The sequence below is a fragment of the Acinetobacter sp. YH16040_T genome (assembly GCF_024605785.1).
GTDB lineage: Bacteria > Pseudomonadota > Gammaproteobacteria > Pseudomonadales > Moraxellaceae > Acinetobacter > Acinetobacter amyesii.
Genome location: NZ_CP094541.1, coordinates 2,532,673 through 2,545,975 on the forward strand (window position 1 = coordinate 2,532,673; position 13,303 = coordinate 2,545,975).

Genomic DNA, 13,303 nt, shown 5'->3' on the forward strand with positions numbered 1-13,303 from the left:
CCATTTGCATACTTCAAATACCATTACATCTTATAATACGAAATTAATATTCTCCCAAATTAATATATCCTGGTGTTTCAATGAAAAAACTCATGAACAACCCTGAAAATCTGGTTGTTGAAATGTGCAAAGGACTTGTACTGGCTCACCCTGAGCTTCAATTTAATGAAGCCTATAAAATCATTTCAAGAAAAGAAAAACATAACAATGTTGCTCTCATCAGTGGTGGTGGTAGTGGTCACGAACCTGCACATGCGGGCTTTGTCGGTCAAGGCATGTTAGACGCAGCCGTATGTGGTGATGTCTTTGCATCTCCATCACAAATTCAGGTCTATAAAGCACTGCAATACGTTGCAACCGACAAAGGCGTGCTGATGATCATCAAAAACTATTCTGGCGATATGATGAATTTCCAGAATGGTGCAGCCTTAGCCACTGAAGATGGCATAAAAGTGGACTTTGTGAAAGTTGCAGATGATATAGCGGTTAAAGATAGTTTATATACCGTCGGACGTCGTGGTGTAGCAGGAACGGTATTTGTACATAAAATTGCCGGTGCAGCAGCAGCCAAAGGTTTAGATTTAGCTCAAGTTAAAGCCGTTGCACAAAAAGCCGCAGATAATGTCACCAGCTTGGGCTTTGCATTTAACTCATGCACCGTACCTGCCAAAGGTACACCAACCTTCTCTTTAGCTGAAGATGAAATGGAATACGGTGTTGGTATTCATGGTGAACCCGGTATTCGTCGTAAAAAAATCTTGCCATCTAATGAATTGGCACAGCGCATTGTCGATGACCTATTTTTAGACCGCCCTGAACTCAAAGAAGTTGCCGTGCTCATTAACGGTTTTGGTTCTACACCTATGCAAGAATTGTATGTGTTTAACCAAGACGTATGCCAACAGCTTGCAGCCAAAGGCATCAAAATTTACCGTAGCTTTGTTGGCAACTTCATGACCAGCATCGACATGGCGGGTGCATCTGTATCATTGCTTGAGTTAGATGATGAACTCAAAGCTTACCTCGATGCTGAAGCCAATACCCCTGCCTTTAAAATGGATGGTTCAGCTGCCCTTCCAGTTGAGTTCGCTGTAAATAATGCACAAGCAGAACAAACACTGAATACAGAAATTGAAACTCACGCAGAGCATGCAACCATTGTGGATGAACAATTTAGCATTGAAAATATGCGCTATGTCATTGATGCCATGAGTGCCTGCATTATTAAAAATGAAGTGCCATTTTGTGAACTTGATGCCCATGCGGGTGATGGCGACTTTGGCATGAGCGTCGCTAAAGGCTTTAAACAATTAAAACGCCATTGGGCGGAATTAACTCAATATGAACGTATGGATGATTTTTTACTAAATTGTTCAATGATCATTATGGAACATTGTGGCGGTGCATCTGGCCCAATTTGGGGTTCAGCCTTCCGTGCAGCCAGCAAATCAATCAAAGGTAAAGACACGCTTTCTGTTGCTGACTTTGCAGCCTTACTGCAAGATGCGGTTAAAGGCATTCAAACCACTGGTGAACGTTCATTTGGTCGCGGTGCTGTCGTTGGCGATAAAACGTTAATTGATGCTTTAGTTCCTTGCGCAGATTCATGGTCTGCCAATACCGACAAATCGTTTAAAGAAAACTTTACGCTAGGCGCACAAGCTGCCGTTCAAGGTGCTGAAAATACTAAAGCGATTGTAGCGCGTATGGGTCGTGCAGGAACTGTGGGCGACCGCAGTCTGGGTTACCCTGATGCTGGCGCACATGGTTTGGGTGTTATCTTTAGCGAGATTGCAACCTTGATTAAATAATTTTGCATCCGATGAAGATTTAATCAAAAAGCACCGTTCATCGGTGCTTTTTTACTTTCAATTTTATCTAAAAACTTAACACAATAAAGCAGATACAAAGTAGAAGGATTTGCTAATTTAACTATATAACAATAAGAGGGATAAGAGATGGATATCACTCAAATTTTCATCCATGACACGACATGGAGCTTTGCTGCTGAAGTTATCTTACGCAGCATCATTATGTTCGTTTTAATTATCGTTTTTTTACGCCTTACAGGGAAACGTGGCGTTCGTCAGTTGTCTATTTTTGAGGTCGCGATCTTACTCGCTTTAGGCTCAATTGCTGGCGATCCGATGTTTGAAGAAGATTTACCCATACTTCAAGCCCTCATCGTGATGTCCGTTGTCATAGGCTTATATCGTGTCATTACGTGGCTCATGATGAAATATCAGCCCTTTGAAGATTTAATTGAGGGTAAGGCCTTATACATTGTTGAAGATGGTGAATTGGTCTTAGAGAAAATCAAACAAGGAAAAATGTCGCATGATGAATTTTTCTCTGAAATGCGCCAGCAAAATGTTGAACATTTAGGGCAAGTCCGCGTCGGTCTATTAGAAAGTGATGGCAAATTTAGCATCTTATTTTATCCAGCTGAGCAAGTACGCTATGGACTACCGCTCTTCCCCAAACCTTACAAAGCCGTTGCTGACATAAAAATGCATCATCTCTATGCCTGTACACATTGCGGTAAAACTATGTATATCCATGGCGCACAAGATGTTTGCCCACGATGTGGATGCTGTGATTGGGCGGAGGCAATCAATACTCAACGACTCGCTTAAAAGAGTCGTGCGCTCCATGAATCAGATCAGATAAAATGGATCTGAGCTGTATTTCAATTATGGCACTCTAAATAAAGTCCTTCGAAATAATTTGTCATGTATTTGCACCACAGAATAACCGTCACTTTGAGCAAAATGACCCAATGATAGGCAAATTTTAAAGCTGTGTTCTTCTCAACATTCATCCCATTTGCACAATAACAACGTGCCCAAAAAAATTGACCGTTCACCGTAATATCAGCGAGTAAACACAAATACATGCCCAAATTTCTCGCATTCCGATGAAAATTCAAAAATATTCGATGCCCTGAATTAATCCCTTTTTGGCGCTATAAAATTAAAAAGAGTTTCAAACATATTCACTTTTCAGCCTTTTCCATTTAAGAATCATTTAGTTAATTTTCTCATGTAATTATTGAGGCGCACCTTTTTGGTGCACTTTTAAACTTTAAATGCAAGTCTTTGCTTTATATCGAGTCTTATGTATTTTTAAGTTTTTTTAATCAAAATTTCCCTAGCGCCAATCTCTTTTCCATTTTTTTTCGCTCGATATACTGAAGTTCTTTTCGTGAACTAGCGCACTAAACTGGAACACCTTATGCAAAATATAGATCTCCTCTTTCTCCTTCTTGGTGCAGTCTTGGTTCTTGCCATGCATGCAGGCTTTGCATTTTTAGAATTAGGTACCGTACGACATAAAAATCAGGTCAATGCGCTGAGTAAAATTTTGACTGACTTTTCTATTTCCGCAATTGCATACTTTTTTGTGGGTTATTACATCTCTTATGGTCAGCACTTTTTTCATATTGGGGACACTTTAGCAGCCGATCATGGCTACAACTTAATGCGTTGTTTCTTCCTGCTGACTTTTGCCGCAGCCATTCCAGCGATTATTTCAGGTGGTATTGCTGAACGTGCAAAAATGCGGACTCAAGCGATTGCCACATTATTATTGGTCGCTTTGGTCTATCCATTCTTTGAAGGCATGGCATGGAATGGTAATTTTGGGCTACAAGCATGGTTAGAACGCACATTTGGCGCAGCATTTCATGATTTTGCAGGTTCGGTCGTGGTACATGCGATGGGCGGTTGGATCGCTTTAGCTGCAGTACTTTTACTTGGCGCACGTCATGGACGCTATAAAAAAGACGGTCGTATCAGCGCTCACCCCCCTTCAAGTATTCCATTCCTTGCCTTAGGTTCTTGGATTTTAATCGTCGGCTGGTTTGGCTTTAACGTGATGAGTGCGCAACGTTTAGATGCCATTTCAGGACTGGTTGCAATTAACTCTCTCATGGCAATGGTGGGCGGCACGCTTGCAGCAAACTTTATGGGTAAAAATGACCCCGGTTTCTTACATAACGGTCCCTTAGCAGGTTTGGTTGCAATCTGTGCAGGCTCAGATGTAGTTCATCCTGTCGGTGCGTTAATTATCGGCGCTATCGCAGGTCTGATCTTTGTCAAACTATTTACATACACTCAAAACAAACTCAAAGTCGATGATGTACTTGGCGTATGGCCACTACACGGTGTTTGTGGTGCTTTCGGTGGTATTGCAGTGGGTGTATTTGGACAAAAATGGTTGGGCGGTTTAGGCGGTATTTCAATGATCTCTCAATGTATCGGTACGCTGCTCGCGATCGTGATTGCATTGGCTGGTGGATTCATCATTTATGGTCTACTCAAAGTAACGATGGGCATTCGCCTAGATCAAGAAGAAGAATTCCGTGGTGCAGACTTAAGTATTCACCGTATTTCGGCAAACTCTGAAGAAAACATGTTCTAAACAACACAATCTAAAGCGGCATTTATGCCGCTTTTTTTACCCTAAACTTCGCTTAAAGCTTGAGTTTAAATCACCTTATTTTAGAAAATCTAAGACCTGATCCAAATGCTGAATTTTATTCGGAATGCTGTGCTGTTGTTCAGCACTTAAAGTATGAAAGCCTTCAAGCAATACAGCAGACATCCCTGCTTGGCTCGCACCGTAAATATCATTGACAGGATGATCACCAATAAATAAACACTCGGTTTCCGTCACGCCCAACTCACGACAACTGTACTGAAATATTTCAACTTTGGGCTTACTGATGCCTGCACTTTCCAAGCTGATGATCTGATCAAAATACGATGCAAAACCTAGTCCATTCAAAATATTCAGGCGTGTGGCATGTCCACCATTCGACACCACCGCCAGTTTATACTGCTGCTGTTTTAGTTGCTGCAGCAAGGTCAATGCTCCCGGCATCGCCACGGCGAACTGACCAAAGTGCTGAAACCAAAATTGTGTGAGCTCATCAAAATCGGGTTGATGTATCCAATCCAGCTCCGTTTGTAGAGCATAAGCGACAGATGCCCCAATACTCGGATGAGTAAGGAGTTCTTTTTTCGGATATCCCCCATTATCTATACGATTAATAATACGTTTAATCTGTACAAGGTCTACCTCCACCAGCGTCGACTGATAAGACTCGGCTAAATACTGCGTATAGGCCTGAACGCTGTGATCTCGATGAGTCAAAGTATTATCTAAATCAAAAAGGACTGCACGTATGCTCATAAATCTTTATTACTGAGTTTTCAAAAACTTTAACACAATGCCCGTTTTGCTTTATGCACCTTCTTCGCTATCGATATCGATACAGTTCAAATAGCCGATTAAGTCTGATTTAAGTTTCGTGGTTTCAAATAGCAGCATTCAAACAAAATAATTTCAGCACATCACACGACTTATGCTCTCGAACCGTTCCTTTTTATTACGACAAGCGCTGCTGCTCACACTCAGTTTGGTTGGCCTCCTTTATGTTTTTCCCGTCGGTGGTTCGCTCGACCAAGCTTTTATTCAGCCTTGGGTCGACCTACATGGTGGTTTTCCTCATCGTAATGATTGGGCACTTGCTGTGCTGAACCATCGCTATATCAAGAATATCGTCATAGGCGTTTATGTTCTCTATATCGCAGCATGGATATGCAGTTTTAAATATCCTCATCTGAAAGCACGCAAGTTTGAATTCGGTTATTTTATCGTAGTGGCTCTACTCAGCACGGCAATTATTGGTTTGCTCAAATCACAATCTGCGCATGCCTGCCCTTGGAATATGACCGTCGCCACAGCCCAAGGCTTTTCTTGGGATTTTTCAGCACGCCAAGGACACTGCTTCCCCGGTGGCCATGCTGCGACTGGTTTTGCCCTAATTACGGGATATTTTGTTTATCGAATACATCGACCTGCCCGTGCTTACTTCTTTTTATCTGCTGGGCTGATTTTAGGATTTGCTTTTGGCTGGGCGCAAATGATGCGGGGTGCGCATTTTCTGAGTCATAACCTTTGGACCACATGGATCATTTGGGCATTTAATTGTGTCATGTATGTGTTGTTTTCTCGCCATCTCACTACATCAACTACGCAGCAAAACAGCAAAGCATTTACATGGATCTAATCTTTAAGTATCTAAATTGAGCTTGATCCGAAAATGATTGAGTCACTCATGATTGACTAAATGGGATCTGTAAATTCACTTTCAGACCGCCTAGTGTTTCACTTTTAGAAAATTCCAAATCCGCACCGATATGTTTTGCGGCTTTATCCACGATCGCTAGCCCTAAACCACTTCCAATTTCTTCATGATTATAAATTCGATAAAAGCGTTTACGAATTTGCTCATATAAAGCAGGGTCGATACCAGGCCCGCTATCTTCAACCTGTACAACCGCCTGCCCCGCATGTTCAAAGACGGAGACATTAATCATGCCCTGTGCAGGGGTATATTTGATGGCATTATCAATCAAATTAAAAATGATTGAATGTACCGTTGGCTCAAGACTATATAAGGCAATGCGCTGTTGTCGCTCCATGCCAAGGTCAATATCTTTTTGCATCGCCAAATGTACCAGTTGCTCCACGCAATTGGTTGCAACTTGCTTAAGATCAAAATGTTGTTTGCGCTCAAGTTCAAAGACCGAGGCATCTTGTTTTGCCAAACTCAATAATTGACTCACCAAATGCTGAATACGAATTAAACCTTTACTCAAATTTTGTAGAGCGTCATCTTGTGGAAATTTTTGTAGCAAAATCTGCATTTGCAAATTCAGTGCGGTAATCGGGGTCCGTAACTCATGCGCTGCGTCAGCAATAAACTGGCGCTGTTCCTGCTGCGACAACGAAATCCGTTCAAACAACTGGTTCATTTCGATAATAGTCGGTGCAATTTCCTCTGGATACGGCATTTGAGAGATTGGAGAAAGTTCAAAGGCATCCCGTTTTGCCAGTTCTTTTTTAAATTTTTCCAGTGGGTTTAAGCTGCGTTGAATCAACCATCCCAAAGCGATTAATGCAAAAGGTATAAAAATCAAATAGGGAATAAACATGTTACTGGCCAATTCTGCTGCAAGATGCTGTCGTACCGATTCTTGCTGACTGACCTGAATTTGCCGATCTGCAAGTGGCAAAATATAGGTATGCCACTCATCTTGTTGGGTATTGTGGGTATAAAAACCGGCTTTGGGCTGAGGCGCGACCAATAATTTTAATTGATGAGTTTGATGTGCATTGGACTGATAAGTCCACACATCGACAAATAAATCTTCTTCGTGATAACGCTTATGTTGATCAAATTCGCTGCGAATGGGCTGCGGATCATGCTCTGCAACACGTTCTGCCAAATTTTGCATTTGCGCATCTAAAATTTCATTAATTTCTTCAAGTGCAATTCGATAAGCTGAAAACACCAAAAGACAGCCCAAAAGCATACTGAAAACAGACACATAAATGATTAGTCTCTTTTTCAGAGAATAAGGCTGCTGCATGGTCGATAATTCCTTTGCCTTAACCGAGTCGATAACCTAAACCACGAATGGTGCGAATAAAATCTTTGTCTAATTTTGTTCTGAGATGATGCACATACACTTCAATGGTATTACTGCTGATATCACTATCAAAATCATAAAGCTTATCTTCTAAATTAGCTTTCGAAAAAATCTTATTCGGATGCGTCACCAGTGGTATCAATATGGCCCATTCACGGTTAGATAAATCGACATATTGACCCTTATAGCGTGCAAGATGCTGCTCAATATCTAAAATCAATTCACCATGTTTTAAAATTTTCTGTGGTGCTTCGACTGAACTCAGCCCTGTGCGTCGAAGGAGTGCATGAATCCGTGCAAGTAATTCATCAAACTCATAAGGCTTGATCAGATAGTCATCTGCCCCATGGTTTAAACCATCTACACGATTTTGTAATTGATCACGTGCCGAGATGATTAATACTGGCAATTTAGGCTGCATTTGACGAATTTGTTTCAGGACTTGCATACCATCCATCATCGGCAAACCCAGATCTAGCAAGACGATATCAATCCCCCCTTGCATTATGAGCTTTAAGCCATCGATACCATTATTCACCCACTCGACTTCAAACTGTTGATAGTTCAACAAAGTTTTAGTCGATTCGGCAATCATGAAATCATCTTCAATAATAAGTATTTTGTGCATGGCTTAAGTCCTGCGCTGTACTGAAGTACATTGTTGCAACATATTGTTTTTTTCATCAATCACTTGAGTCTGCACATCGAGCAAACTCAATAGCGATGGAAATAGATTATCCTGACTTAATTTTTGGCTTTTTTGTGCCATTAAACAAGTATATTGCGCTGAATTATTTTTTTGCCACGCCGATGAAAACCACATCAACATCGGCACATGAGTTTGCTGTGACGGTGCAATTGCGTATGGAGAACCGTGTAAATATAAGCCATGTTCACCGGTCGACTCGCCATGATCGGACAAATACCACAGTCCTGTTTGATAGTGGTCAGTCACTTTTAAGGTGTTAATCAATTCATTCAGTACATGGTCGGTATAGACAATACTGTTGTCATAACTATTTATTAATTCTGTCGAGCTACATCCCTGTATGGCATTGCTATTACAGGTTGGCTTAAATTTTTGAAACGCTGCGGTACTTCGTTTGAAATAAGCAGGGCCATGACTGCCCATTTGGTGTAACACAATTAAACGGGGAGTTTGATCTGCTTTGGGAATCGAAGCCAAATATGCCTTCAAACCATCCACTAAGATTTCATCATGACATTCGCCATCGGCATCACACCACTTTTTCTTCAGCGCGTCAGGAAATTCATATTTTTCAACACGTGTGCATGTGCCCTTACAGCCTGAATTATTATCTAGCCACGTCACCTTGTAGCCTGCACGCTGTGCAATATCGAGTAAGCCTTCGCGATGGCTTGCAAGCTGTTCGTCATATTCGGTTCTCGGCATGCCCGAGAACATACAAGGAACAGATACAGCGGTTGCGGTGCCACATGAACTGACTTGGCTAAAATTGATAATATTTTGCTGACTGAGTTCAGGATTGGTATTTTTAGCATAACCATTCAGTGAAAAACTTTCCGCGCGCGCAGTTTCACCAACCACTAAGACCATCAATTTTGGCAATCTATTGGCGCTTACGTTTTCAACCATATGTGCATCTTCACCATAGATCAACAATGGCAAATTCTGTTTCGGTGCTTTTTTGTGATAATAGGAAAATGTCGAAGCGATACTGTTTTGTGGTGAGAGCATGCCTTTTAAATCACGATGCTCACGAAAGATCGCAGCATAATCGACAAAATAAACAAACAGCAAAGCACCCATCAGGATGATCGAAAGCACTATATGTAAACCCTTTTTGGCTACGACCGTGCTTAGGGCTTCTTTATGCAGTGGCAAAAGCCAGATCAATAGCACTGGCAAAATAACCAGTCCAAAGACCCAGATAAAAAATTGTGGCGAGATTAAATCCTGCACTTCCTTTACATCTGTTTGCATCATGTTCTGCACTTGGTCAGATGTAATGGTCACGCCTAAACTATTGACGAAATAAGCACTCAAGCCACCAATGATCAGCAAAACACTCGCCAAAAGTTTTGAGTTCCATCGCCATTGCAGCAGTTGCATCAGCACATTATAAAGTGCCACTACCACCAGTACGGTTGCCGCTAAAAATAGTCCGGCCTTCAGCCCCGTATAAGGTGTGAGCTGCTGGATTTGCTGATAAAACGCGAGGTTCAAAACCACCCCAAGCCATAAGGCAAGCACGAGGTTAAATTGACTTAAACTAAGTCTTGGAATTTTTTGCTGTATTTTAGCTATGACCTGAAGCATATTGGCATCAATTATTGATCTTTGATGCTCTAATCTAAAAATTCAAACTTAAAAATCACTTAAAACTGATCAAAACCAAGCAAGAAAAATAAAAAAAGGCTATGTAAAACATCGCCTTTTGAACAACTTAAATCAAAGTTTTAGAATTTAAATTCTAGACCTGTACCCAATACGGGTTGTTTGCTTTCATCTGGACCTTGTTCAAGTGCCAAGTAACCCGCATAGCCATATGCTTTCACTTGTTTGCTAAATGCATAATCTGCACCTGCAATGAATTGCTGAGCTTCGAAATCACCAAACTCTTTCTTATAGGTCGTGGTATTTTGACTATATTGAGCTTTTACAGTCCAAGCTTTTGCAGAGGGTAAATTGTATTCTGCACCGACTAACCAACCTTGAGCATCATCAATATTTTCTGCTGCAGCATCATTACCATTAGCAGCCTCAACCTCTGATGTTTGATACAGTGCTTTGAGCGCCAAACCACCCTCAAGATTTACACGACCGATCGCACGAATTGTATTTGCTGCTGCAAATACTTTAGTTCCAGTTATTTCAGAATTAGAAACAACTTTATCATTCACGGTATATGAACCACTATTTAGCATCCCTACACCACCAAAGTTCGATGGAATGGCTTTGTCATAGGCTAAACCTGCAACAACAACAGGGCTGTCATAGACAACAGACGCCGACCAAGCATCGCCAAGACCACGACCTGCAGTTTTTACTACACCTTTGTCGCTCTTGATTCCTGAAGACTCACCTGTTGCAAGCAATGCATTAACTTTAATTGCACCTTCAGCAATTTTAAAAGCTGGTGATTCATAGACAACAACGTTATCTACACGGTTTTCACCCGTCATGATGCCTGTAACATCAGCACGGTTACCCACGTAGTTATTGAATGTATCAACCGGACTAGACAATTGTTTTAATGGTGTATCGTGTGCACCGACTTTCAATGTACCAAGTTTCGCATCTTTCAAACCAACGAAGCGGTTACGCTTAGACCAGTCATCGCCTTCGCCGTCTGAGTTAAATGCCCATTCAATTGCATAAACTGCGCTTAAACGGTCAGTCAGTTTTTCATCGCCCTTTAAACCCAAGAAAGAACTGTTTGAACTGATTTCAACGACATCTTTATCTGAAACACCCGTTTTATTATCTTCAGGTAAATAATCAACAGACGCATCAATTTCACCGTAGAAGGTTGGTGCTGCAAAGGTTGAGCCAGCCAAAAGGCTCAATGCGATAGCCGCTGCTAACTTAGTTTTCATCAAAAATTTTCCTTAAATTATTTTGTAACAGATATTACACACGGGAAACATATTACAAAATTATTAAAATAATATTTGCATTGCTCTTTTAGTGCTTTAGCTGATAAAAAACAACCAAAATCATGATTTAGAAGTGATTTTGGTCATTTTTTGATGCTTTTCCCCAAAATAGAATCGGGACTAAGCTCAATGCAGCCAAACCTGTGATCCAAAATAAATAAGTGCTATAACCCAACTGATCGGCCACTATGCCACTGATGCTATACAGCCCCCCACTCACCGTAGCCATAATGGCAACCTGAAATGTAAAGTCCGTTGCTGCAAATGCTTTACGACTATATTGCATCACCAAAGTCAGCATGATCACAAGCAGCATGGCTGAAATCATGTCTTCGGCAGCATTGATCCCATAGATCAGCCATTCATGGACGGGCCGTTTTGCCTCGAACTGCAAAGCCAGCCATGCATAGGCCAATAAACTGAATATTTTCAATACCGAATAGAAAACCAAGGCCTGCGCCCGAGAAATATACTTCAAGCTTAGACCTGCAAGCCCCGCCCCAATTAAAGCAGCCACCGCACCTAACATGGTGACATACAGACCGATTTGACTAAAACTCAATCCTAAATCGACCATCAGCGGCTTAAGTAAGGGTCCTGCCAGACCATCTGCAAGCTTAAAACTCAATAAGATCATGAGCCACAGTGTGAGGGTTTTAGTTTGAGAAAAATAAGTCAAATACTGGCGAATAGCGTAGAACAAGGCTGAAGTATGCTTATGGTTGTTATCATTCTCTTGAGAGGAAATTATGTTGAGCTGTGGCTTTAAAGGTTCTCGATAGAGAAAAATAGGAATCGTATTGATGAATACCAATGCCGCTAAAAACAGAAATGTGGCTTGCCAATCCAACCAATCCAAGGCCCAAAGCACAGCACCACCACCGACGATAAAACCGAGTCTTGAACCAATCACCTGAAAGGTATTGCCCCAGTGCTGTTGGTCAGTTTTTAAAATATTTACAGCCAAGCCATCGGTTGCGACATCTTGAGTCGCACCGACCAAATTCATACTGAGTAAAGCCACAAAAAACAGCAGCAGATACATCGGTTCATTCAAGCTTTGGATCGGCAAAAAAGACAGGAAGACCAAGACCACCACGGACAACAACTGCATTGGAATAATCCAACTCCGATAGTGCCCTTTGGACCTTGAACCATGTCGATCAATCCACGGTGCCCAAAAAACTTTGATCGACCATGGCAGCATGAGTAATCCAAAGCCACCAATATGCGCCAAAGACACACCTTGCGCTCTTAAAATCACCGGTAAAGCATGTGTCATAAAACCGACAGGTAACCCTTGCGCCCAATATAAGGAAAACAGTAAAAGATAGAGCTGACGAAGCTGGATCATAAGTTCCTAAATGTTGAATGCGCTGAAGTTACATTTAGAGTAGTCAAAATGCGGCTATTTTGCCAATGATCTAAAAAAATCATCGACCTAAGATAAGGTCAATGCTGATGCCGTACTTTTAAATGCGCATCACATCGAAAATGGATTTCACCTATATAAGAATATGCAATGAATCAAAAGACTCAATTATTTCCAGTTTTGCCCGATCAAGTTCCATCACGCGGTTCCATCCTGAGCCGAACAATTTTTAAAAAACTTTTCTTGGCACAAGGATGGAAATTTGACGGCGAATTTCCAAACCTTGCCAAAGCTGTGGCAATCATTTCTCCGCATACTTCTAATATAGATGCATGGCACGGCTTTCTCGCCTTGCTTGGGATCGGGATAAAAATAACCATTTTTGGCAAAAACACCCTTTTCAATACTCCCTTAAAACCACTTTTGGATTGGGTCGGCGTGATCCCTGTGCAGCGTGAAAATCCACATGGACTGACGCGTGAAATTACTGAGATTGTCCAAGCGACAGATCAAATTTGGATTGGAATGGCACCTGAGGGAACACGAAAAAAAGCCGATAAAATCCGCAGTGGTTTTTACTATATTGCCTATGAAGCACAGATACCAATTGTGATGTTTAGCTTTGATTATGCAAAGAAAACCATTCATTGCTTGGGTGTTTTTGAACCGAGTGGAGATTTTGAAACTGATCTCGAAAAAATTTTGAAGATTTATGATGGCAAATTTTCCCCGAAAAATCCCGAATGGTTGGCCTTGCCGTTACAAAAGCACTGGAAAAAGCCCTAGT

General features: G+C 41.4%; 11 protein-coding genes. 5 read left to right on the forward strand and 6 right to left on the reverse strand.

Annotated elements, in window-relative coordinates; all coding sequences use genetic code 11:
• The first annotated feature begins 80 nt into the window (after nt 1-80).
• From dhaK to MST16_RS12430, 3 genes are all read left to right on the forward strand, one after another.
• A complete protein-coding gene (gene dhaK, locus MST16_RS12420) occupies nt 81-1,811 on the forward strand; it encodes a dihydroxyacetone kinase subunit DhaK (RefSeq protein ID WP_180010094.1) in 1,731 nt (576 codons plus the stop codon).
• A gap of 147 nt (nt 1,812-1,958) precedes the next feature.
• On the forward strand, nt 1,959-2,636 hold the full coding sequence (locus MST16_RS12425; RefSeq protein ID WP_180010093.1) for a DUF421 domain-containing protein: 678 nt from the start codon (nt 1,959-1,961) through the stop codon (nt 2,634-2,636).
• Between the two features lie 598 nt (nt 2,637-3,234).
• Complete coding sequence (locus tag MST16_RS12430; RefSeq protein WP_180010092.1) at nt 3,235-4,422, forward strand: ammonium transporter; 1,188 nt, start codon at nt 3,235-3,237, stop codon at nt 4,420-4,422.
• 75 nt (nt 4,423-4,497) lie between these two features.
• On the opposite strand, the gene MST16_RS12435 is transcribed toward MST16_RS12430, so the two are convergent.
• Nucleotides 4,498-5,196, reverse strand: a complete 699-nt coding sequence (locus MST16_RS12435; RefSeq protein WP_180010091.1) for an HAD family hydrolase — start codon at nt 5,194-5,196, stop codon at nt 4,498-4,500.
• Between the two features lie 172 nt (nt 5,197-5,368).
• Here MST16_RS12435 and MST16_RS12440 point away from each other — a divergent pair, with 172 nt between their 5' ends.
• Nucleotides 5,369-6,076, forward strand: coding sequence for a phosphatase PAP2 family protein (locus MST16_RS12440; protein ID WP_180010090.1), 708 nt, complete (start codon nt 5,369-5,371; stop codon nt 6,074-6,076).
• Between the two features lie 46 nt (nt 6,077-6,122).
• Here the strand turns inward: MST16_RS12440 and MST16_RS12445 are convergent, their stop codons facing one another.
• From MST16_RS12445 to MST16_RS12465, 5 genes are all read right to left on the reverse strand, one after another.
• A complete protein-coding gene (locus tag MST16_RS12445; RefSeq protein WP_180010089.1) occupies nt 6,123-7,442 on the reverse strand; it encodes an ATP-binding protein in 1,320 nt (439 codons plus the stop codon).
• A gap of 19 nt (nt 7,443-7,461) precedes the next feature.
• Nucleotides 7,462-8,130: a response regulator transcription factor gene (locus tag MST16_RS12450; protein WP_078189962.1), complete on the reverse strand. Its 669-nt coding sequence runs from the start codon at nt 8,128-8,130 to the stop codon at nt 7,462-7,464.
• Between the two features lie 3 nt (nt 8,131-8,133).
• Nucleotides 8,134-9,804, reverse strand: coding sequence for a phosphoethanolamine transferase (locus MST16_RS12455; RefSeq protein WP_180010088.1), 1,671 nt, complete (start codon nt 9,802-9,804; stop codon nt 8,134-8,136).
• A 140-nt stretch (nt 9,805-9,944) separates the two neighbouring features.
• Nucleotides 9,945-11,084, reverse strand: a complete 1,140-nt coding sequence (locus MST16_RS12460) for a porin (RefSeq protein ID WP_180010087.1) — start codon at nt 11,082-11,084, stop codon at nt 9,945-9,947.
• 127 nt (nt 11,085-11,211) lie between these two features.
• The gene (locus tag MST16_RS12465) at nt 11,212-12,498 is read right to left on the reverse strand and encodes an MFS transporter (protein WP_180010086.1); all 1,287 of its coding nucleotides are present in this window, start codon (nt 12,496-12,498) and stop codon (nt 11,212-11,214) included.
• A 168-nt stretch (nt 12,499-12,666) separates the two neighbouring features.
• Between MST16_RS12465 and MST16_RS12470 the strand changes: the two genes are divergently transcribed.
• Nucleotides 12,667-13,302 carry a 1-acyl-sn-glycerol-3-phosphate acyltransferase gene (locus MST16_RS12470; RefSeq protein ID WP_180010085.1) on the forward strand — a complete coding sequence of 212 codons (636 nt, stop codon included), beginning with the start codon at nt 12,667-12,669 and terminating at the stop codon, nt 13,300-13,302.
• Nucleotide 13,303: the final 1 nt, after the last annotated feature.